The sequence below is a fragment of the Solirubrobacter ginsenosidimutans genome (assembly GCF_027587205.1).
In genome coordinates this window covers 114,045-134,779 of record NZ_JAPDOD010000013.1, presented here as the reverse complement: position 1 = coordinate 134,779, position 20,735 = coordinate 114,045, and the positions used below count along the sequence as shown (strand labels likewise).

At 73.2% G+C, this 20,735-nt stretch carries 26 protein-coding genes; 11 read left to right on the top strand and 15 right to left on the bottom strand.

The window, feature by feature from the left end:
- Positions 1-26: 26 nt before the first annotated feature.
- The 3 genes from OM076_RS15440 to OM076_RS15430 are packed head-to-tail and all read left to right on the top strand — an operon-like array spanning position 27 to position 3,429.
- Positions 27-728, top strand: a complete 702-nt coding sequence (locus OM076_RS15440) for a response regulator transcription factor (RefSeq protein ID WP_270040898.1) — start codon at positions 27-29, stop codon at positions 726-728.
- Positions 725-2,143, top strand: a complete 1,419-nt coding sequence (locus OM076_RS15435) for a sensor histidine kinase (protein WP_270040897.1) — start codon at positions 725-727, stop codon at positions 2,141-2,143. Before OM076_RS15440 ends, OM076_RS15435 begins: the two co-directional genes overlap by 4 nt.
- A gap of 56 nt (positions 2,144-2,199) precedes the next feature.
- Positions 2,200-3,429: a hypothetical protein gene (locus OM076_RS15430; RefSeq protein WP_270040896.1), complete on the top strand. Its 1,230-nt coding sequence runs from the start codon at positions 2,200-2,202 to the stop codon at positions 3,427-3,429.
- On the opposite strand, the gene OM076_RS15425 is transcribed toward OM076_RS15430, so the two are convergent.
- From OM076_RS15425 to OM076_RS15410, 4 genes are all read right to left on the bottom strand, one after another.
- On the bottom strand, positions 3,412-4,308 hold the full coding sequence (locus OM076_RS15425; RefSeq protein WP_270040895.1) for a CE1 family esterase: 897 nt from the start codon (positions 4,306-4,308) through the stop codon (positions 3,412-3,414). The two genes, OM076_RS15430 and OM076_RS15425, sit on opposite strands and share 18 nt — an antisense overlap.
- Positions 4,309-4,473: 165 nt before the next feature.
- Positions 4,474-5,274 carry a glycoside hydrolase family 19 protein gene (locus OM076_RS15420; RefSeq protein ID WP_270040894.1) on the bottom strand — a complete coding sequence of 267 codons (801 nt, stop codon included), beginning with the start codon at positions 5,272-5,274 and terminating at the stop codon, positions 4,474-4,476.
- A gap of 112 nt (positions 5,275-5,386) precedes the next feature.
- A complete protein-coding gene (locus tag OM076_RS15415) occupies positions 5,387-5,530 on the bottom strand; it encodes a hypothetical protein (protein ID WP_270040893.1) in 144 nt (47 codons plus the stop codon).
- A gap of 1 nt (position 5,531) precedes the next feature.
- Positions 5,532-6,203 (bottom strand): D-alanyl-D-alanine carboxypeptidase family protein, encoded by a 672-nt coding sequence (locus tag OM076_RS15410; protein ID WP_270040926.1) that lies wholly within the window; start codon positions 6,201-6,203, stop codon positions 5,532-5,534.
- A gap of 257 nt (positions 6,204-6,460) precedes the next feature.
- On the opposite strand from OM076_RS15410, the gene OM076_RS15405 reads away from it, so the two are divergent.
- Entirely contained in the window at positions 6,461-7,054 is a 594-nt protein-coding gene (locus tag OM076_RS15405) for an LmbU family transcriptional regulator (RefSeq protein ID WP_270040892.1), read from the top strand.
- Here OM076_RS15405 and OM076_RS15400 read toward each other — a convergent pair.
- From OM076_RS15400 to OM076_RS15385, 4 genes are read right to left on the bottom strand one after another with little or no spacing between them, the layout of a single operon-like run.
- Positions 7,004-7,861 (bottom strand): GNAT family N-acetyltransferase, encoded by an 858-nt coding sequence (locus OM076_RS15400; protein ID WP_270040891.1) that lies wholly within the window; start codon positions 7,859-7,861, stop codon positions 7,004-7,006. The two genes, OM076_RS15405 and OM076_RS15400, sit on opposite strands and share 51 nt — an antisense overlap.
- A gap of 36 nt (positions 7,862-7,897) precedes the next feature.
- Positions 7,898-9,118, bottom strand: a complete 1,221-nt coding sequence (locus tag OM076_RS15395) for a cation:proton antiporter (RefSeq protein WP_270040890.1) — start codon at positions 9,116-9,118, stop codon at positions 7,898-7,900.
- A 30-nt stretch (positions 9,119-9,148) separates the two neighbouring features.
- On the bottom strand, positions 9,149-9,550 hold the full coding sequence (locus tag OM076_RS15390) for a hypothetical protein (protein ID WP_270040889.1): 402 nt from the start codon (positions 9,548-9,550) through the stop codon (positions 9,149-9,151).
- Positions 9,531-10,739 carry an MFS transporter gene (locus OM076_RS15385; protein ID WP_270040888.1) on the bottom strand — a complete coding sequence of 403 codons (1,209 nt, stop codon included), beginning with the start codon at positions 10,737-10,739 and terminating at the stop codon, positions 9,531-9,533. Before OM076_RS15385 ends, OM076_RS15390 begins: the two co-directional genes overlap by 20 nt.
- Positions 10,740-10,821: 82 nt before the next feature.
- Here OM076_RS15385 and OM076_RS15380 point away from each other — a divergent pair, with 82 nt between their 5' ends.
- Together OM076_RS15380 and OM076_RS15375 are read left to right on the top strand one after the other, a co-directional pair.
- Positions 10,822-11,331 carry a redoxin domain-containing protein gene (locus OM076_RS15380; RefSeq protein WP_270040887.1) on the top strand — a complete coding sequence of 170 codons (510 nt, stop codon included), beginning with the start codon at positions 10,822-10,824 and terminating at the stop codon, positions 11,329-11,331.
- A complete protein-coding gene (locus OM076_RS15375) occupies positions 11,328-11,834 on the top strand; it encodes a hypothetical protein (RefSeq protein ID WP_270040886.1) in 507 nt (168 codons plus the stop codon). Before OM076_RS15380 ends, OM076_RS15375 begins: the two co-directional genes overlap by 4 nt.
- Before the next feature lie 47 nt (positions 11,835-11,881).
- On the opposite strand, the gene OM076_RS15370 is transcribed toward OM076_RS15375, so the two are convergent.
- Complete coding sequence (locus OM076_RS15370) at positions 11,882-12,268, bottom strand: plastocyanin/azurin family copper-binding protein (RefSeq protein ID WP_270040885.1); 387 nt, start codon at positions 12,266-12,268, stop codon at positions 11,882-11,884.
- 64 nt (positions 12,269-12,332) lie between these two features.
- Between OM076_RS15370 and OM076_RS15365 the strand changes: the two genes are divergently transcribed.
- Positions 12,333-13,154, top strand: a complete 822-nt coding sequence (locus OM076_RS15365; RefSeq protein WP_270040884.1) for a siderophore-interacting protein — start codon at positions 12,333-12,335, stop codon at positions 13,152-13,154.
- Here the strand turns inward: OM076_RS15365 and OM076_RS15360 are convergent.
- Complete coding sequence (locus OM076_RS15360) at positions 13,148-13,828, bottom strand: NADPH-dependent F420 reductase (RefSeq protein WP_270040883.1); 681 nt, start codon at positions 13,826-13,828, stop codon at positions 13,148-13,150. The two genes, OM076_RS15365 and OM076_RS15360, sit on opposite strands and share 7 nt — an antisense overlap.
- Before the next feature lie 38 nt (positions 13,829-13,866).
- Here OM076_RS15360 and OM076_RS15355 point away from each other — a divergent pair, with 38 nt between their 5' ends.
- Positions 13,867-14,712, top strand: coding sequence for a MarR family transcriptional regulator (locus OM076_RS15355; RefSeq protein WP_270040882.1), 846 nt, complete (start codon positions 13,867-13,869; stop codon positions 14,710-14,712).
- Between the two features lie 17 nt (positions 14,713-14,729).
- Positions 14,730-15,749, top strand: coding sequence for a zinc-dependent alcohol dehydrogenase (locus tag OM076_RS15350; RefSeq protein ID WP_270040881.1), 1,020 nt, complete (start codon positions 14,730-14,732; stop codon positions 15,747-15,749).
- On the opposite strand, the gene OM076_RS15345 is transcribed toward OM076_RS15350, so the two are convergent.
- From OM076_RS15345 to OM076_RS15325, 5 genes are read right to left on the bottom strand one after another with little or no spacing between them, the layout of a single operon-like run.
- Entirely contained in the window at positions 15,733-15,933 is a 201-nt protein-coding gene (locus OM076_RS15345) for a hypothetical protein (RefSeq protein WP_270040880.1), read from the bottom strand. The two genes, OM076_RS15350 and OM076_RS15345, sit on opposite strands and share 17 nt — an antisense overlap.
- Positions 15,930-16,646, bottom strand: a complete 717-nt coding sequence (locus OM076_RS15340) for a hypothetical protein (protein ID WP_270040879.1) — start codon at positions 16,644-16,646, stop codon at positions 15,930-15,932. The genes OM076_RS15345 and OM076_RS15340 overlap by 4 nt, the downstream gene beginning before the upstream one ends.
- Positions 16,647-17,234 carry a phosphatase PAP2 family protein gene (locus OM076_RS15335; RefSeq protein ID WP_270040878.1) on the bottom strand — a complete coding sequence of 196 codons (588 nt, stop codon included), beginning with the start codon at positions 17,232-17,234 and terminating at the stop codon, positions 16,647-16,649. It abuts the gene before it with no gap.
- A gap of 38 nt (positions 17,235-17,272) precedes the next feature.
- Positions 17,273-18,499, bottom strand: a complete 1,227-nt coding sequence (locus OM076_RS15330; RefSeq protein WP_270040877.1) for a sensor histidine kinase — start codon at positions 18,497-18,499, stop codon at positions 17,273-17,275.
- On the bottom strand, positions 18,499-19,152 hold the full coding sequence (locus tag OM076_RS15325) for a response regulator transcription factor (protein ID WP_270040876.1): 654 nt from the start codon (positions 19,150-19,152) through the stop codon (positions 18,499-18,501). Before OM076_RS15325 ends, OM076_RS15330 begins: the two co-directional genes overlap by 1 nt.
- Positions 19,153-19,210: 58 nt before the next feature.
- Between OM076_RS15325 and OM076_RS15320 the strand changes: the two genes are divergently transcribed.
- Positions 19,211-19,954 carry a DUF2231 domain-containing protein gene (locus OM076_RS15320; RefSeq protein WP_270040875.1) on the top strand — a complete coding sequence of 248 codons (744 nt, stop codon included), beginning with the start codon at positions 19,211-19,213 and terminating at the stop codon, positions 19,952-19,954.
- A gap of 25 nt (positions 19,955-19,979) precedes the next feature.
- Positions 19,980-20,684, top strand: a complete 705-nt coding sequence (locus tag OM076_RS15315; protein WP_270040874.1) for a VIT1/CCC1 transporter family protein — start codon at positions 19,980-19,982, stop codon at positions 20,682-20,684.
- Positions 20,685-20,735: the final 51 nt, after the last annotated feature.

The window sequence follows — 20,735 nt, the reverse complement described above, 5'->3', positions numbered from 1 at the left end:
TACGGCGGGTACGGTTACCGGCCACGATGGACGCACGCATCCTGCTCGTCGAAGACGACGCCGATCTCCGGGAGACGATGGCGGGCGCGCTGATCGCCGACGGCCACGCGATCGACACCGCGGCCGACGGCCACGCCGCGCTGGAGGCGATCGCCGGCACCGGCCGCCACCAGCTCGTGCTGCTGGACATCGCGCTCGGCGCGGGCCCGGACGGGGTGGAGGTCTGCCGTCGCGTGCGCACGATCGACGCCGACGTCTACGTGATGATGCTGACCGCCCGCGACACCGAGGCCGACGTGGTGCTCGCGCTGGAGGCGGGCGCGGACGACTACGTCACCAAGCCGGTCGGCGTCGCCGAGCTGCGCAGCCGCGTGCGGGCCGCACTGCGGCGGCTCTCGCGCCCGGCCGCGCGTGAGGCCAGCGGCAACGGACCGCTGCGCCACCAGCGCATCGCGCTGCACCCGGCCGCGCGCACCGCCACCGTGGGGGCCGAGTCGCTCGCGCTCACCCGCTCGGAGTACGCCGTTCTCGAAGCGCTCCTGCGCGCGGAGGGCGCGGTCCGCTCCCGCCCCGAGCTGCTGCACGCGATCTACGGCGACGACGCCTTCCGCGACCCGCACACCGTCGACGTCCATGTTCACCACCTGCGCGAGAAGCTCGAGCGCGCCGGGGGCGAGGCGCGCTGGCTCATCACCGTGCGCGGCGTGGGCTATCGCATGGGTCCGTGAGCACGCTGCGCGAGCGCGCCCGCGCGCCGTTCACCGGCCTGCGCGGGCGCATGGTCCTCGCCCTGGTGGTCACGAGCCTCGCGACGCTGGCCGCCGCGGCGCTCGTCGTGCTGCCGCCGCTGGAGCGCCGCGTGGTCGCCGACCGCCTCACCGAGTTGCGCGGCCTGGCGTTCACGATCCGCCCCGCCTTGGCCGCGCTGCCCGAGCGCGACCGTCGCCGCGGCTCGCCGGCACTGGAGCAGCTCATCGAGCAGTTGCAGCGGCGGACGGGCGGCAGGATCGTCGTCTACTCGAGCGCGAGCGCCGAGCTGGCCGACACCGAGACGACCGAGGCGGCCGAGCCGGCGCTGGGCCCGCCCGCGAGCCTGCGCGAAGGCGCGCTGCGGCGCCGCAGCGGCGTGGTCGCCGGCCGGCGGGGCGAGTTCGCCTTCGCCGCGACCGTCGTCGGCAAGGAGCCGAATCGCCTCACGCTCGTCATCTCCAAGCGGCTCGCCGACAGCCGCGCCGCCGCGTCGGTCATGCGGGCGGCGCTGCCGCTCGCGCTGGCCGCCGGGCTGCTCGTGGCGATCCTGCTGGCGCTGCTGCTGAGCCGCAGCCTGATGCGCCGTCTCGGCCGCCTCCGAGCGGATGCCGAGGCGCTCGGGGCCGACGGGCTCGAGCACCCGATCGCGGTCACCGGCGGCGATGAGGTCACCGTCGTCGCGCGCGCCCTCGAGGGCATGCGCGAGCGGCTGCTCGACGAGCAGGCGTCACGGCAGGAGTTCCTCTCGACCGCCAGCCACGAGCTCCGCACGCCGCTGGCCTCGCTGCAGGCCACGCTCGAGCTGCTCAAGGAGGAGATCGGCCGCGGAGCGGACGACCCGGAAACGACCGCCGCGCGCATGGATCTCGCCCTGCGGCAGACCGGCCGGCTGACCGCGCTGGCGACCGACCTGCTGGACATCAGCCGCGTCGACGGCGGCGCCCCGCTGCGCGACGAGCCGGTCGAGCTGGCCGAGCTGGCGGCGTTGATCGGCCGCGAGTTCGGCGCCCGCCTGCGCACCGATGGGCGCACGTTGAAGATCGACGGCGGTCCGGCGCTCGCCGCCGCCGACCCGGTCGCCACCGCGCGGATCCTCCGCGTCGTGCTCGACAACGCCGCCCACTACGGCGCCGGGACGGTCACGATCGCGATCACGCCCGAGCCGGGCAAGGTCCGGTTGGAAGTGCGCGACGAAGGCCCGGGGATCGGCGAGGAGGAGCGCGAGCACGTCTTCCACCGGTTCGCGCGCGGGCAGGCGGGGACCGGCGGGCCGGGTGGGGCGGGGCTCGGCCTCGCGATCGCGCGCGGGCTGGCGCGGGCGATGGGCGGCGAGCTGACGGCGGAGCCGTCCAGCTCCGGCGGCCGCCTGGTGCTCGTGCTGCCGGCGGCTTGACGGATTCCCAACACAGCGTTGAACTCGGCCACAGCCGCTCGCCGGAAGCTCGGCCGATGCCGACGCGGATCGCACACGTGGCAGCACTGGCCGCGACCGGCGTCGCGCTGACCGGCTGCGCGCACGTCGACCTGGGAAGCGCCGAAGCCGACGCACCGACCGCGTCGTGTCCGGCGACCATCGGCGCCACCCTGCGCGACGTCGCCCAGCGCGTGGCCGGTCAGGCCGCGAGCGGGCGCACCGTCAGCGGCGCCGCGGCCCGCATCGCGCGCTCCACGAGCCTCGGCGACGCCGTCGCGCGTGACGATCCGGCCGCGGTCAGCGCGGCGTTGCGTCCCCTGCTGCGCAGCCAGGTCGAGCGCATCGTCATCACGCGTGGCGACCAAACGCTCGTGTCGCGCGGCCAGGTGGCCGCGCTGGGACCGGTCGGCGGGACGATCACGGACAGCGCCGGAGCGCCCGTAGGACGGTTCACGCTCTCGACGTCGACGGTCGACGGCGTGGCATCGCTCGTCCACAGCCTCACCGGCGCCCAGGTCGTGATCGTCGGCGGCGGGCGCGAGCTGGCGACCACGCTGCACCCGCCGACGGTCGCGCCGCCCGCGTCCGGCACCGTCTCAGCCGACGGCGCGACCTACAGCGTCGCCTCACTCGCGGCGACGGCGTTCCCCGCGGGGCCGCTGCGGATCAGCCTGCTCAGCCCGGCCGCCGACTCGGCGTGGTGCGGGCCCACGCCCGCCGCGACCAAGGCCAACACGCTCGGCGCCGTCGCGAAGCGCATCTACAAGGGCGAGCGCGGCAGCGCCCGGACCCGCCAGGTCCTCCGGCACATCGCGCGCGACCCCCGGTTCGCACGGGCGGTGGCCGCCGACGATCCCGCGGCGTTGCGCGCCCAGATCGTCCGCTTCTTCCAGGATCCCGCGCTGCACGTGGTCCGCATCCGCGCGCGGACCGAGCGCGGCGCGCTCGTCAACGACGTCGGCGGCCCGTACGTCCTCGCACCGGCCTCGGCCGCGGTCCGCCTGCACGGCCGCACCGTCGGGCGCGTGACGGCGTCGATCCAGGACGACGCGGGCTTCATCAAGCTCGTCCACCGCTTCACCGGCGCCGACGTGATTCTCCGCGCCGGAAATGCGGAGATTCCCTCCAGCACGCTCGATCCCGGACCCGCGCGACTGCCGTCCCACGGGGCGGTCGACTTCGGCGGCCGCACCTACCAGGCGTTCTCGTTCACGGCCACGCGCTTCCCGTCGGGTCCGCTGCGCGCCTCAGTGCTGGTGCGCTGAGACCCGCGCGAAGAACGCCCAGACCTCGTCGTTGGCCTCGAGTTGGGACGGGTTGTGGCGCGGCCACGGCGGATCGGCGCCCGGCCAGCCGTGGTCGGTCCCGGCCAGGCGCAGGTGCTCGACCTGGAAGCCCGGGTCGCACCCGCGGTGGGTGAAGCGCACCACCGCGTGCCGGGGATTGGAGCGCGTGGCCTTCTCATCGCACCCGTCGCGGTGCACCCACCCAGCGAGGAATCCCGCCACGGCGCCGGCGCTGTCGGACGGTCGGCCCGCGTAGGGGACGACGTGGTCGGCGGTGCCGTGGATCTCCAGCACCGACGTCTGGCGGCCGTCTGGGCAGCGGTCAAGCGCCTTGTAGCCGCCGGCCACCGGAGCGATCGCCGCGATCGTCCCGGCCAGCTCGCACCCGACCCGTGCCGCGAACCCGCCGCCGTTGCTGACGCCAGTCGCGAACACCCGCGACGGATCCGCACAGGCCGCCGCCATCGCCTGCGGGAGCAGCGCGCGCAGGCGATTGACGTCGTCGCCGGGCATGCTCGCGTTCAGGCTCCAGAAGTGCCGCTTGGTCGCGGCGGTGGGGTAGAGGACCGCGAAGCCCTTGGCGTCGGCGGTGTCGGAGAGGCCGCTGTAGTCGGCCATGCCGGGGCCTGTCCCGCCGGCGCCGTGGAAGGCGATCACGAGCGGGAGCGGCGCCCTCGCCCCTCGCGGAACGTGCAGCAGGGCGTCGCCGGGCAGCGTGTGATCGCCCGCCACCGGTTGGCAGTCCACGGCCGCCACCGCGCGGTCCGTCGTCTCGGTCTGTGCAGCGAGGTAGAGCACCGAGGCGGCGATGCAGAGCGCGACGAGCGTCGCGGACAGACGGCGGAGACGGCGAGACATGATCGACCGGAACCCACTGACCGGGCGGGCGCTGAGCACGGTAGCCGGTGATCCTAAGTTCGCGGCTCAGAAGCCGGCCAAGTGTCGTGGAGGCGGCGGCGTCGTCCAGACCGTCACTTGGCGCCCGCGCTCGCCTTCGGTTTCGGGACCGACGGCATGTCGGCGCTATTTCCCGGTGGCTTCCTTCATCAGGTCGTAGCGCTTCTGGCGCCCGAACCGGCGCCAGCCGTTCGGCTCGGCGGCCGACTTGCTCTCCAGTTCCTTGGCGCGCGCGACCAGGTGCTGCTTGGCGTCGTTGGCCCGGGCGAGGTGGCTGGGGTCGATCGTCTTCCAGCCGCCGTTGCGCTTGGCGATCTTGCGCTCCTTGGCCAGCGTCTCCATCCATTCGCGCTCGTCGTCGGTCAGCACGCCCCAGCGGTCGACCGGCACGAGCTTCTCGGCGACCTGCGTGGCGAGCGCGTACAGCCGGCGGCGATCGTCGAGCCCGTTCGTGCCGCCGTTGATGCGCTTGGTCAGGCCGACGAAATCGTCACGGTCGCAGAAGCCGTTGCAGTCGTGGGAGAACCACCAGTAGCCCGACGCCAGCTCGCTGTTGGGCGGCTCGGCCAGCACGTCGGGGTTGTTCACGCAGTCGAGCTCCAACGCCTTCGCGATCGCCGCGTAGTTCGCCCGCCCCGTGATCTGGATCCGGCCGCGGCCCTTGAAGCGACGGCCGTCGCCGGGTTGCGTGTTGCCGAGGTCCTTGCGGCCCTCGTACGCGGAGCCGGAGGCGTATTCGGTCGCGGTCTTGAAATGGTCGGACTCGTGGCCCCACTGCGCCACGGCCATCGCGGCGCGGCGCGGCGTGTTGATCTCGAAGCGCATGAACGCCTCGCCGAGGCCATCGGCGATCCGCCTCGCCGCGACGGCATCGAGGTTCGGGCACACGTGCCGTAGTGCGTCGGGGTCGATCGTCCAGTCGCTCATTCGGATGGCCTCCTGCTCTATGTGTACGTGGAGGTCTCTTCGATCTCGGCGGCGCCGTCAAGGGCGCGTGTGTCCCGCCGGCGGGACACACGGCCTCGTGAATAGGAAGGGCTCAGTCCTTCGCGTCGGGCTCGCCGTCATCCGGCGTCTCGATGTCATCGTCCTCGGCGACCTCGCCGAAGGCGGGATCGGGCTCGTCGGCGATGTCGTCGAAGTCCGCGTCCGGCGGACCGAAGGTCGTTGGCGTCGTCTCCATGTCAGTCTCCGATGAGCTTGTTGATGTAGTCGTAGCGAGCCTTGCGGTGGTTCTTCTCCCAGCCGCCGTCCTTGGCCGCGGAGCGGATGTCGGCGGCGCGCTGGCGCAGGTCCTTCTTGGCCTGCACGGCCCGCTTGAGGTGGACGGGATCGACCTTCGACCAGCCGCCGGCCCGGCGGGCGACGCGGCGCTGGCGGACGAGCATGTCCCGCGCCTCGCGCTCGGCCTCGTTCATCACCCGGTAGGGGTGCACGTGGGCCGGCCTGGGCGGGGCCTTGAAGACGCCCGCGTGGAACGTGCAATGCCACTCCTCAGACGGTGCATCCGAAGCGAGCTGGCCGCCCTTGATGCCCCAACCGAACTGGTGACCGACCTCCCGGATCCCGGCCTGCATCGCCGGCGTCGGCGTGTCGACCGCGATGCCCCAGCCGTGGTTCGAAGACCCCGGGTGTGCCGCGAGCGCGCCTCGGCCGGACTTGTAGAGATTCCAGAAGTACTCCTGGTCGGCGAGCGACCGGTAGGCGGTGCGCCGCGAGGTCGGACTGATCCAGACGTTGTGCTGCTTGGCGATGTGCATCCGCATCGCCAGCCACGCTGCGGCCGCGTCTTCGCGCAGCTGCCCGCCCGGGATCGGTGAGAGATCGCTCTCCTGCAGCATGCCATTTGCGGCCATGCTCACCCCCTGATGTTGGTGAATTCTGTCGCTGGGCCGACGCTAACCGAGACAGGGTTCGGGATCCAGTCAGCGACGTTCCCGCTCGTCTGTGCGGCAGTCGGAGAATGTCAGAGTGACGACAAACTGATTTCCTGGCCCAGGAAGCGCCGGTGGGCGGATCCTGATCGGTGTTGACGGGCGCGTTCAAATGCGTCGAGGATGCGAAGTGCCCGTGCGCCCGGGCGCACCCGTAACCGTCAGAGGGACGTTCGCCGATGACCGCTACCGCACTCGAAACCAAGTTCCCGACCACCGTCGCCGCCCCGTCGCGGCGCCTCGTTCTCGAGCTCGGCTCGGACATGTCATTCGACGACTGGGCCGACGTCGGAGCGCGGATCGCGCGCATCTGCGGTGGCGCCGCCTGGGCGCTCGGCGATTGGCTGCTGTTCGGTGAACGGCGGTACGGCGAGCGCTACCGGTCGGCCCTGGAAGCGACGAACCTCGATTACCAGACGCTGCGCAACTACGCGTGGGTGGCGCGGAGCATCGCGCCGGCTCGCCGTCGCGAGGGTCTCAGCTTCCAGCACCACGCGGAGGTCGCGGCGCTGCCGGCGGCCGAGCAGGACCTGTGGTTGCATCGCGCCGAGGCGCAGGAATGGTCGCGCAATGAGCTGCGCCGCCAGCTCTCCGCTCAGCGCCTCGCGCGCCGAGCCGAGGCCGCGAAGCCCGCGGTCGTGGTGCGCGTCGAGGTTCCGTCCGATCACGCGGCGCGCTGGCGCAGCGCCGCGGCCGCTGCTCAGCAGGGACTGCCCGAATGGCTACGCGAGGTCGCCGATGCCGCGGCGGAGCGCATCGCCCCGGCCGGGTAGCGGATTGACGAGGATCGCGCGGGTGTAGAGCAGGCTGAAGCCCTGGCGCTGCGCGTTCTGCTGGGACTTGGACCCCGGCTGGGTGGTCACGACCGCGATGGCCGCGCCCGCCGCCGCGGCGTCGCTGAGGCGCGTCGAGAACAGCGCGGTCTGGATGCCCCGGCGGCGGTGGGCGGGCAGCGTCGCCGCTCCGGTCAGCTGCGCGATGCTTCCGTTGAGGTAAAAGCTCGCCTCGCCCGCGACGGCGCCGTCGCGCAGCGCCAGGTAGCGCTTGACGTCGGCCGTGGCGAAGGCGCGCATCGCCGTCAGCACATCCTCGCGCGAGAACTCCTCGTGGGAGGGGACGCCGTCGGTGTCGGGGAGCACCGTGGCATCGGCGGAGACCTGCAGCCAGTGCTCGAGCTCGTCGTCGCCGCTGGAGCGGATCTCGATCCCGGGTGGCGTCACGCGCTCGCGCTCGCCGTCGAGGGCGATGCCGAGGACGTTCTCGAACCCCGCGAGCCGGTAGCCGCGCTCCGTCAACCGTGCGGCGAGCGCCGGATCGCCGAGGTGGCAGAGCTCGATCTGCACGGGGGAGCGGACCGCGGCGTAGGCCCGTTCGACGTCCTCGAGCGCGCCGTCGGCGGGCACGCCGCCGAAGCCGAGCCCCGCCACCTTGTTGTACGGCGAGCCCGCTCCGGCGAAGGTCGCCATGCCGCCGGCCAGCTCGATCGCGAACCCGGACCCGCGCTCGCACACCCTGGCCATCAATCGGGCTTCGGCGCGTTCGATGCGTTCGGCCAGCGTGATATCGCAGAAGAGCGGCATGGGCGGTCAGTCTCGCGTCTGCCGGCGGCGTTTCACTCACATCGCGACGAGCGGCGTCTCCTCGGCGACCGGCGGCGGCGTGCGCGGCTCCGCTCCCGCGCGCAGGAGCGCGAGACCGGTCGCCGGGAAGATGACCACCGAGAGCAGGCCGGCGGCGATCAGAGCGGCGCTCGTCGCGGCGTCGACGACGCCGAGGTCGAGCCCGATCGCGGTGGCGGCGACGATGAACGGCAGTGACGTCGACTGCAGCAGGCCGGCGATCAGCGCCTGGCGCGGGCCGAGCAGGCGGCGATAGAGCAACGCCGGGAGCCCGCGCACGGCCAGCAGCGCCGCGAGGAAGATCGGGACCATGACCACGGTCGAGGCGCTCGCCAGCAGCGCGTCGAGGTCGTAGCGCACGCCGGTGGTGACGAAGAAGACCGGGATGAAGAACCCGAACCCGATCGCTTCGAGCTTGCGCCGGAACTGCGGGTGGGTCATGACCTCGTCGGCGTCGAGCAGCGTCAGGATCGCGCCCGCGGCGAACGCGCCGAGGATCGCCTCCAAGCCGAGCGACTGCGCGATCGCCGCGAAGCCGACGAGCAGCACCATCGCGCCACGCACCCGGATCTGCGCCGTCGTGTCCTGCAGGCGCAGGAGATCGGCGCGGATCCGCATCGAGCGCTCGGCGCCGCGGACCGCGATCAGGACCACGAGCGCGAGCCCGAGCAGCGACCCGATCAGCAGCAGCGTCGCGCCCGTCCCGCCCTCGCCGGTGAAGAAGATCGAGAGCAGGATGATCGCGCCGAAGTCGGCGATCGATCCCGCCGCGATCACGACCTGCCCGAGTGTCGAGGTGCTCTCGCCCGCATCCTTGAGCACCGGGATCAGCACGCCGAGCGAGGTCGCCGCGAGCGTGATCGCGACCAGCAGCGGCGCGTCGGCCAGCCCGGCGGCCTTCAGGCCGGCGGCGACCACGAGCGCGATCGCGAACGACAGCCCGTAGCCCAGCGCGGTGAGCCGCAGCACCCGCCCGCGCAGGCGGGAGAAGTCGATCTCCAATCCCGCGAGGAAGAGCAGGAACGCGAGGCCGAGCGTGGAGATCACGGCGATCGTCTGATCGACGTGCACCCAACCGAGCACGCTCGGCCCGACGACGATCCCGGCCACGATCTCCAGCACCACCGCGGGAAGCCGCACCCGTGGAGCGAGGCCGAGCACGAACGGCGCGCCGAACGCCACGGCGGTGATGATCAGCAGACCGGAGAAGGAAGGCATGGCGGGGAGGTCCTTCAAGACGAGCGGGTGTTACGCGTCGGAGGTCCAGGCCGGCCGCTCGTAGACGCCTCCGGGCACGCCGCCGATGCAGAGCACCCGCAGACCTTCGGGTCCGGAGGAGAGGACCCGGCCCGTGCCGGCGTCGACGGCGACGAGGTGCTCGCCGTCCAGCCGGTGGCGTTCGCCGTCGATCACGACCGCCCCCGCGCCGCGCAGCGCCACGTACAGCTCCTGTTGGCCCGTCTCCGACTCGTCGTGCGGCGTCGTCGCGTAGTCGGGCGGCAGATCCATGATGTTCACGCCGAAGGCGGTGATGTCGAGGCCCACCCCGACGAGCTTCGCGAAGCCTTCCCAGAGCGTCGGGAGATCGCCGACGGCGCGGGCGGCGAAGCCCGGCAGTGTGGGTGGAACGTCAGCCTTGGACACGTGCATGGAACGTCCTCCTTTGGAGGGTCGTGGTGAGGTAGAGCAGGCAAGTGAGGCCGATCGCGGCGGGCCCGAGGCCGGAGACGAGCAGGCCGGTGCGGGCGCCGAAGGCGCCGACGACGAGGCCGCCGAGCGCGAGCGCACCGAGCTCGGCGCCGTTGCGGGCGCCGTTGTAGGCGGCGAACGCGCGGCCACGCAGCGCCTCGGGGACGCGTTCGTGGATCAGCGTTCGCAGCAGGACGTTCTTCAGCCCGTGCGCGACGCCGCCGAAGGCGAACCCGAGCAGGGCGGTCCACAGGACCGGCGCGAGCGCGGCCACGACGAGCCCGAGGCCCTGCGCGACGATCGCGGTCAGTGCGGCGACCGCCACGGCCGCCGCCGGGACGCGTTGCGGAAGCCCCGCGGCGCCGATCAGCATCCCCAGCGTCCACGCCGTGATCAGCAGCCCGTAGCCGAAGCTCCCGGCGCCCAGGACGTCGGTGACGAAGAACGGCTCCGCGGTCACGGAGATGGTGAACACGGTCAGGGCGGCGATGGCGCCGCCGAGCGTGAGCGCGAGGGCGCGGTCATGAACGAGGAACGCGAAGCCGGCGCGCGCACGGATGCGCTCACCCGGCGCGGTTGCGGCGGCCGGCCGGCGACGCGCTCGCAGCGCCAGCCCGGCGAAGCCCACCGCGACGAACGACAACGCGTCGATCGCGAGCGCGAGCCGCAGCATTCCCGCCGCGCCGAGGACGCCGCCGAGCAGCGGTCCGGCCGTGAAGCCCACGGCGCGCACGGTCTCCATCAGCCCGTTGGCGCGGGCGATCTCGACATCGCCGGCGGCGGCCGGCACGAGCGCGAACTCCGCCGGCTGGCTGACCGCGACCGTGAAGCCGAGCAGCGCGACCAGCGGCAGGACCGCCCAGAGCGCGTTCACGCACAGCGCGAGCGCGACGGCGATCGCCGCCTGCGCGAACGAGACGCCGACCAGCAGCGCGCGGTTCTCGAAGGAGTCCACGATCGTGCCCGCCAGCCCTGCGCCGAGCACCACCGGGGCCCAGAGCGCGAAGAACACGGCGGACACCGCGAACGTCGAGCCGGTGCGCTCCTGCACGTGCAGGACGAGCGGGATCAGCGCGAGGAAGTCACCCAGCGCGGAGACGCCGGCAGCACCGGCGAGCAGGCGGAGGTCGCGGCTGCGGGGGATCGTCATGGCGGCGATCCTGGAGGGCGAGCGTTCGCGCACCGCTCGGCTTGCGTGAAACGATCACGCGGTTCGTGGGACGGTCACCGACGTGCCCAACACACTCGTCCCCGGCTCGCACTTCCCGGACTGCGCGCTCACCGACCACGCCGGCAACCGGCGCACGCTCGCCGAGCTCGTCGCCGGCGATCCCGCCGTGCTGCACTTCTACCGCGGCTGGTGGTGCCCGAAGGAGCAGGCGTTCTTCCGCCGTCTCGTGGCGTTCCAGGACGAGGTCGAGGTCGCCTACTCCCGCGTGATCTCGGTCAGCGTCGATCCTCCCGAGGTGTCCGCCGCGTTCCGCGCCGGGCTCGGCGCGCGCTGGACGTTCCTCTCCGACGCCGACCGTTCCGTTCAGGCGCAGCTCGGCCTGCGCGAGACCACCGACACCGTCCACGACCCATACGTCCCGGCGGTCTTCACGCTCTTCCCGGACCTGACGATCCACAACGCCTACAACGGCTACTGGTTCTGGGGGCGGCCGACGCTTGAGGAGCTCCGCGGCGACCTGCGCTCGATCCAGCGCTCGATCCGCACCGACTGGGAAGCGCCGACGGCATGAGTTGGTGCTGGTTCGATCTCCTCGATGCCCCGTCGGACACCGCCACGGCCCAGGCCGCGGCGTTCCACGCCGACGGGAGCGCCGCGGGCTGGCTCGCCGCGTGGCGCACCCGCGCGCGTCCGACCCGTGAGGCCCGCCGGATCGACGACCGCATCGTCGACCCAGGCGGCGCGCCCGCGTGGATCTCGCTCGTGCGCCCGCCGCGAGGCGTGCGGCTGCCGTTCGACGACCTCGCCGTGCAGCAGGCGCGGCGCAACGTCCTGGGCGACCCATGGGCCGACGCCATCTCGACCCTGCTCAGCGACGCGTCGCACTTCGAGGGCGCGATCACGGTCGTCCGCGGCGCGGGGGCCCCACGCCTGCGCGACGACCCGTTCGCTCGCGTGTTCGATGCGCGCATCCTGCGGGTCGAGGCCGGGCTCTTCGGGCGCGTCCCGCCGCCGTGCGGCCCGACGATCGAGCGCTACGGCAGTGCGAACCCGTGGCCCCAGGACCGGTTCTGAGCATGGAGCTGCGCATCGCCCGCCACACCGACCCCGACCTCGTGTGACTAGGAGACGATGACCTTGCCGTGCATGCTCGGGTGGTACTCGCACACGTAGGTGAACGTCCCCGCGCGCGGGAAGCGGGCGGAGCGGCTGCCGCGCTCGCTGATGTTCCCCAGATCGCCCGGGCCGCGGGCGAACGTGACCGTGTGATTGGCCGTGTCCACGTTCTTCCAGGTCACGCGCGTGCCCTTCGCGATCCGCAGCGTGCGGGGCTTGTACTCGAAGTCCGCGATCTTCGCCACGACGTCGGCCACGGGCTGGGCCGTCACGGCGGGCGTCGGCGCTGCGGCCTCCGGCGGAGCGATCGCCGCGGCCGGGCGCTCCCCACCACCGCACCCGGCGACGAGGGTCAGTGCGGCAAGGAGAGCGATGCGTGAAACGGCGTGCACACCACCTCTATCGCCACGTCGGCGCAGGCGGATCAATCGCGCGTCCTAGAATTAGGGCACCCTAATGACTGCTCCCGCCACCGCACGCCGGACACGCCGGCCGCTGATCGCCCGGGTCGAGGAGACCCACCGCATCAGCCCTCACATGATCCGCGTCGTCGTCGGCGGCGAGGATCTGGCCGGCTTCGGCGCCGGCGAGTACACCGACCACTACGTCAAGCTGCAGCTCCCGCCCGCGGGCGCGCCGTACACGCCGCCGTTCGACGTCGAGGACATCCGTGCCCGGCTCCCACGCGAGCAGTGGCCGCGCACGCGCACCTACAGCGTCCGCGACTGGGACCCCGAGCGGGTGCGGCTGACGATCGACTTCGTCTACCACGGCGATACGGGCGTCGCGGGTCCGTGGGCCGCGGCCGCCGCGCCCGGCGATCTGCTCCAGCTCAACGGCCCCGGCGGCGCCTACGCGCCCGACCCGGCCGCCGCCTGGCACCTGATGGTCGGCGACGCGAGCGTGATCCCGGCCATCGCCGCGTCACTCGCCCGCGTTCCGGCCGGCGTGCCGGTCCACGCGCTGCTCGAGGTCGAGGATCCGGCCGACGAGCAGTCGCTCACCTCGCCTGGCGATCTGCGGGTGCAGTGGTTGCCCGAGGGCACGGTCGTGGACGCGCTCGGCGCGCTCGACTTCCCCGACGGCCCGGTCCACGCGTTCGTCCACGGCGAGGCGAGCACCGTCCGCGCCGTTCGCCGCCACCTGCTCGTCGAGCGCGGCGTTCCCCGCGAGGCCCTCTCGGCCTCCGGCTACTGGAAGCGCACCCGCACCGAGGAGGGCTGGCGCGAGGACAAGGCCGAATGGAACCGCCAGGTCGAGGAGGACCTCGCTCAGTAGGCGGGTGTGGGAGGGATCGGGCGGCCGTCGCGCACCGCGTCCACGACGGCGAGCGCCTCGGCCAACCGGTATTCCTCGCCGTAGACGGCGCCGTTCCGGCGCGGCGCTTCCATGACCGCGCAGCCGGCGGTCCCGCCCAGGTCGACCGGCGCGTAGCCCGCGTCGCGGATCAGCCCGGCGACGACGTCCTTGGCCGCCTGGTCGTCGCCGCACAGCCACTGCACGACGCGCGGCTCGCGATGCGCCGTCTCGACCTGGAACGCCGAGGTCAGCGTGTTGAACGCCTTCGCGTAGCGCGCACCGGGCATCCGCCCCGCGTTGAACGCCGCCGCGGTCTGTCCCTCGGCGGGCATCGGCCCCGCGCCGAACTGGTTCGTCGTATCGATCACGATGCGCCCGTCGAGTGAGCCGATCGCGCCCAGCGCGTCGGGCAGGACGCTCCACGGCACGGCGATGACGACGACCTCCGCACCCGCGACGGCGTCGTCCGGTGCGGCCGCCGTCGCACCCATCTCGGCCGCGCGCGCCTCCAGCGCCGCGAGGTCGCGCGAGTAGCTCAACACCAGCCGGTGCCCGCCGGCGGCGAGTTGCCGCGCGATGTTGCCGCCGATCCTGCCTGCTCCGATGATCGCGATGTCCATCGACGAACGCTCCCTGTCAATGCTTGAGTCCAAGGTATTGTGGATGGCATTGTGGCATACGCTTGAGGTCGATGGATGCGAACTGCGTGCCGCGTGACTCCGTCGACGCCCTGCTCGCGTCGTGGGATGAGCGGCGGCCTGAGCTCGACTTCGCGCCCGTCGGCGTGATCTCGCGGCTGGCGCGCGTGCGCGGGCACGTCGACCGGGAGCTGAACGAGCTGTTCGAGGCGCACGGCCTGAGCGCGGCGAACTTCGGCGTCCTCGTCACGCTGGCCCGGATCGGGGACGAGCGCGGGGTCAGCCAGCGCCAATTGATGGACGAGCTCGGGCTGACGTCGGGGACGATCAGCGTCCGCATGGACCGGTTGGTCGAGCTCGGGCTGATCGAGCGCAAGCCGGACCCGGAGTCCAAGCGCACGACGCTGATCACCCTGACCGCGCGTGGGCGGGAGCTGTTCGAGCGCATCGTCCCGGCCCATCTCGCCAACGAGCGGCGGCTGCTCGCGGCGCTCGGCGACGACGAGTTGCAGACGTTGGCCGGGCTCTTGCGCAAGCTGCTGGTCTCGTTCGAGGGCTCGCGCCCCGCCGCCCACCCGCGTCTCGGGCTGACGCTCGCGCCCGCCCACGCCGCCATCGCACTGCGCGACGCGGTCGGGCTACCGTCGCTCCCGGCACTGCTTGTCCGGGGCGTTGAGGCGGATTCGCCGGCGTTCGCCGCCGGCCTGCGGACCGGTGACGTGCTGCACGACCTGCGCTCGATCGCCGACCTCTACGCGGCCATCGACGCCGCGTCGGGTGACCTCTCGCTGCGCGTCCTGCGCGGGGTTGACGAGCTGACCGTGACCGTCGCGCTCGACGACGTGACCGTGAGCGCCGCGAGCACCGGGCGCGGCGCGCGCGACGAGCACATCGTCTGAGATAGTCGGCGCCGGAGATGCGGCAACTCGAGATCACCGGGCCGCGCACGGTGCAGTGGCGCGAGGCGCCCGCGCCGGTGCTGGGTGGGGACGGCGAAGCGCTCGTCCGCCCGCTGGCCGTGGCGCTGTGTGATCTCGACGCGGTCTTCCTCTCAGGAGCGATCCCGATCGCCGAGCCGTTCCCGTTCGGCCACGAGTGCGTCGCCGAGGTGCTCGAGGTGGGGGATACGGTGAAGACCGTCGTGCCCGGCGACCGGGTCGTGGTGCCGTTTCAGATCTCCTGCGGCACCTGCGCCGCGTGCGCGGCCGGGCGCACCGCGAGCTGCCGGACCGTGCCGCGCGGGTCGGCCTACGGGATGCGGCCGCTCGGCGGCGACTGGGGCGGCGCGCTGTCGGACGTGCTCCGTGTGCCGTACGCGGACGCGATGCTCGTCGCGCTGCCGGAAGGGGTCGAGCCGACCCAGCTCGCGAGCGTCGCCGACAACGTCGCCGACGGCTACCGGGCGGTCGCCGGCCCGCTCGCGGCCGCCCCGGGCGAGGAGGTGCTGATCGTCGGCGGCTGGGCGCGCAGCATCGGCCTCTACGCCGCGGCCTGCGCGCTCGCACTCGATGCCTCGCGGGTCGTCTACGCCGACACCGACGAGGGGCGGCTGGAGCGCGCCGCGGCGCTCGGCGCCGAGACGGTGGCGGTCGCCGAGTGGCCGAAGAAGCTCGGGCGCTTCCCGATCACGGTCGACGCGTCGGGTGACCACGCCGGTCTGCACGCCGCGCTGCGCTCGACCGCGCCCGACGGCACCTGCACCAGCGTCGCCATCTACTTCGAGCCGGAGACGCCGGTGCCACTGCTCGAGCTCTACACCCGCGGCTGCACGCTGCACACCGGTCGCGTCCACGCCCGTGCCGTGATCCCGGATGTGCTCGCGCTCGTCGCCGCCGGGCGCCTGGACCCGGCGCTCGTCACCAGCGCGGTGGTCGCCTTCGACGACGCGCCGGCGGCGCTCGCGGAGCCGCCGACGAAGCTCATTCTCGTCGCGTAGCGCTGCGCGCGACGCTCGAGAGCAACACGGCGAGGACGCCCGCCAGCAGCAGGAAGCCGCCGGCGTCATGCCAGAGCGCGGGAGCGAGCGGACGGATGACGAGGCCGCCGATGATCAGGACCACGGCGATCCCCAGCGGTAGCCACCACGTCTCGCCGAGCACGAGCTTCTTGAGCGTCCTCATGCGAGCCGGTGCGATTGCAGTTGGCTCGCGGCGGCCAGCGCGGCCACGAGGTAGAGCACCGCGAGGTCGCCGCCGGGCCAGTGCGCGCCCATGCCCTCCGCCGCGAAGAACAGCCCGAAGGCGCTCAACAACACACCGACGCCCCACTTGAGCTCGGTCTCGGGAATGCGGGTGAGCGGCTTGCGCAGCCAGGCGCCGGCGCCCAGCACGACGACGGTGGCGAGCGCGGCACCGGCGAGCGCGGGCGCGGGGCCGCTGGGGCGGGCGGCGAGTGCGCTGACGATCAGGACGACCTCGACGCCCTCGAGCAGCACCCCCTTGAACGCCACGACCCGCCCGGCCCAATCCGCGGTGCCCGGCGGCGGCAGCGGCGCCTCCTGCAACTCCTCCTGCGCTTCCACGTACTCGGCGAGCGACGAAGCGCGTGCGCGTCGCCCCGCCAGCCGCAGCGTCCCCTTGCGCAGCCATTCGAGGCCGTAGAGCAACAGCAGCGTGCCGATGATCACCCGCAGCGTGTCGAGCGGGACGTTCGCGAGCAGCACCGGACCGACGAGCACGGCCAGCGCCGCGCACACCACGACCGCCGCGCCCGCATCCACCAACGCGTCCTTCCAGCGCCGGCTCACGCCCACCGCTAGAACGATCGCCAGCGCCTCCAGCAACTCGACGCTGACCGCCACCCCCGCGCCGAGCGCGACGAGGACGAACGTCAATCAGGCCGCCGAATGCGGGCGCACGAGTACGCGGTCGGTCAGCGCGCCGGCGAAGCGGACCACGAGCTCGACCAGCTTGCGGGTCGGCAGGAGGTAGAGCGCGCCGGCCATCCCGGCACCCAGCAGCGCACCGGCGAGAACGTCGCCCGGATAGTGCGTGCCGACGTAGACGCGGCTCACCGACAGCAGTGCCGCGAGCACGAGCAGGACGGTACCGAGCGTCCGGTCATACAGCCAGAGCCCGAACGCGAGCGCGAACGCCCCCGTGGCATGGTCGCTCGGGAACGACGGGTCGGGCGAGCGCGCGATCAGCAGATGGACCGGGTGGTCGGCGTAGGGACGGGCGCGGGCGACGAGGTGGGCGATCGGCTGGGCGACGAGCAGCGCCAGACCGGCCGCCGCCGTGCCGATCACCGCTCCTCGACGCCGTTCGTCGCGCCGCTGTTTCCACGGCACCAGGAACGCGAGCGCGACCAGCACCATCAAGAGCGTCGCGAGGTTCTGCGCGAGGAACGTGAAGCTCCGGTCGGCGATCGCGTTTCCACTCAGCCCGTTGACCAGCTTGAACAGGCTGTAGTCGATCTGCATGGCCCGATCGTCGCGCGGACCACCTGAACGCGACCTGACTACGTGTCAACACGTCGTTGCGGGACGATGATCTCGAACCGCGCGGGGCGAGCGAGGACGAGGCGGCCGCCGTCCGCCTCGACGAGCGCGCGGGCGAGCGAGAGTCCGAGACCGGTGGAGCCGGCGGTCGAGACGTGGCGATCGAAGATCGCGTGCTCGAGCTCCGACGGCACGCCTGCGCCCTGGTCCTCGACCGCGAGCACGCTGCGGCCGTCGAGCGCGGCGGCGTGCAGGCGCGTCGCTCCGGTGCCGTGGTGCAGCGCGTTCTCGAGCAGGACGTCGAGCGCTTGCGCGACGCCGCCGGGGCTGACGCGGGCGGGCAGCGACGCGTCGACGTCCGCGCGCAGTGTCCGGCCCGCGCGGGTGAAGACGGGTTGCCACGCGGCGGCGTGCTCGCGGGCGAGGTCGGCGAGGTCGACGTCGCGCGGCCGGCCGATGTCGCCGGCGCGGGCCAGCGCGAGCAGGTCGGTGACGGTGCGCTCGAGGCGGTCGGCGACGCGCAGGGTCGCCTCCAGTTCCTCGCGCGCGGCGGCTGGGTCCTCGAGCGTGGCCAGCTCGTCGAGGCGCAGCCGCATGGCGGTCAGCGGTGTCCGCAGCTGGTGGGAGACGTTGGCCGAGAACTCGCGCTGGCGGCCGACGAGCTGGGCGATCTGCACCGCGGCGGCGTCCAGCGCGGCCGCGACGCGGTCCAGCTCCGGGAGCTCGAGCCGGCCGGTCCGGGCGGAGAAGTCACCGGCGCCGAGGCGGTCCGAAGTGGCGACGAGTCGCTGCAGCGGGCGGATGAACCGGCGCGCCTGCAGCACTGCGAGCGCCACCGCGGCGGCGGTCCCGACGATCGCCAGGCCGCCGACCAGCAGCCACACCTGACGACGGCGATGGGCGACCTCCGCCGCGGAGGCGTAGACCGTCACGCGCACGCCTTGCGTCGCGCCGGAGCGGGCGGAGAGGACGCTGCCGGTCGGCATCCGGCCGAGCCGGACGCGGGTGCTGTCCGCGACGACGAGCGCCGCGTGCCCGGGTCGCAGCCAGGGGGAGAGCGCGGCGGCGCTCAAGCGTGCCGGCGTGCGGTCGTCGACGGCCGCGGCGATGCCGTCGGCCTCGCGCTCCAGGCGCCCGAGCGCATCGCCGCGGGCGCGAGCACTCTCGACGATGCCCAGCGGGATGCCGAGCACGAGGATCGCCGCGAGCGCGATCAGCGCCGTGGTGGCGATCAGCTGGCGGCGCATCAGCGCTCGAAGCGGAACCCGACGCGGCGCACGGTCGCGATCGGCGGCGGGTCGCCGAGCTTCTTGCGCAGCCAGGACATGTGCATGTCCAGCGTCTTGGTCGAGCCGAACCAGTTGACGTCCCAGACGTCATCCATGATCCGCTCGCGCGTGACGACCTTGCCCGCCTCGCGCACGAGCAGCGCCAGCAGGTCGAACTCCTTGGGCGAGAGATCGAGCTCCCGGTCACCGCGCCAGGCCTGCCGCGAGGCCTCGTCGACGCGGACGTCGCCGGCGAGCAGCTCGGGCGGCGAGCTGCGCCGGAGCATCGCCCGCACCCGCGCGAGCAACTCCGAGAGCCGGAACGGCTTGGTCACGTAGTCGTCGGCGCCGGCGTCGAGCCCGGCGACGGTCTCGAGCTCGCCGTCGCGCGCGGTCAGCATCAGGATCGGCACCTGCGGGCGTACCTCCCGGACATGGCGGCAGACATCCAGGCCGTCCATCCCGGGCAAGCCGATGTCGAGGATGATCAGATCAGGCGCGCCGTCGAGCACGGTCTGCAGCGCGACGCGCCCGTCCCCGGCCGAGGTGACCTCGTATCCCTCGCGGGTCAGCGCCCGCGCCAGCGGCTCGGCGATGTCCACATCGTCCTCCACGAGCAGCAGGCGGGTCACCGGTCCGATCGTAGGCGCCTTTGCCGAACCATTACCTGTGGGTCGGGACCCTGCGGCGATGCCGCATCTCTCGGAGCTTCACGGGGCGGCGACGCACCTCGCGGTCGTCGCCGTCCCGGTCTACCTGCTGATCCTGCTCGTCCGCCGCAGCGGCCGTGGCGGCACGCCGCTGGCCGCGGCCGAGCCGTGGGTCGTGGGCGCCGCCGTCGCCGGCGTCGCCCTCGCGGGGCTCACCGGGCTGCTCGTCTGGGGTCAGTCCAAGACGGAGCTGCGGGGGAACAGCGGCCGGCTCGGCACGGTGCACTTCTGGCTCGGCATCGCACTCGCCGTCATCGTCGTGGCCGTCGCCGCATGGCGCTATCGCCGCGCCGACACCGACCGCCACACGCACGGGCTCGAGCTCGTCGCCGGCGGCCTGCTCGCGCTGGTGGCCGTGCTCGCGCAGGGCTACATCGGCGGGCGGATGACCTACGAGCACGGCGTCGGCATCGACTCCGGCGGCCAGCTCGCGCAGACCGCCTCCGGGACGGCGCAGCTCGAGGTCGCGCTCGCCACGGGCGCGCCACCCGCCGAGGCGGGCCGCCAGGCGTTCTCCACCGACGGCCTCGGCTGCGCGTCCTGCCACGGCGACCACGCCCAGGGCCAGCGCGGGCCGGCGCTCGCCGGTGGTGTCGAACTCGAGCAGTTCCGCGGGGTCCACGGCCACGGGCTCTTCCCGCCGGATGTCGTCAAGAACGCCGATTTCGCGGCGATCAACGCCTGGCTGAGGACGCTTCCCGATGCGCGCCGCGAATCCCGGTGACTCCGTCTGGGAGACTCGCTCGGTGATGAGCGCGTCCCGTCGCCGGCATCGCGAGGTCCATCTCGGGAGCCGGTCGAACTGGCTGCGCGCCGCCGTCCTCGGCGCCAACGACGGCATCCTGTCAACCGCGAGCCTGGTGCTCGGCGTCGCGGGCGCCGGCGGATCGAGCGCCGCGGTGCTCACCGCCGGCATCGCCGGGATGGTCGCCGGGGCCCTCTCGATGGCCGCGGGTGAGTACGTCTCCGTGAGCTCCCAGCGCGACACCGAAGAGGCCGACCTCCGGCTCGAACGGCGCGAGCTCGCCGCGGATCCCGCGGGCGAGCTGCGTGAGCTGGCGGGGATCTACCGCGCTCGCGGCCTGCCCGCCGACCTCGCGCAAGAGGTCGCGGCGGCACTGACGGCGCACGGCGCCTTGGAGGCCCACTCGCGCGACGAGCTCGGCCTCGAACAGAGCCGGCGAGCGCGTCCGCTGCAGGCCGCGGGGTCCTCGGCGGCCGCGTTCTCGGCCGGCGCGATCCTGCCGCTGGGAGCCGCAGCGCTGGCTTCCGGATCGATCCGCGAGGGTGCCGTCGTCGTCGTGACGTTGCTGGCGCTGGCACTGCTCGGGGCGACCGGCGCCCGGCTCGGCGGAGCGCCGCCGCTCCTCGCCACGGGGCGTGTCCTGCTGTGGGGATCGCTGGCGATGGCGATCACGTATGCCATCGGGGTCGCGACGGGCGGCGTCGTCTAGTTGCGCGGGGCGTCTCTCAGCAACTTCCCAGCGATTTTGCAACCAACGCTT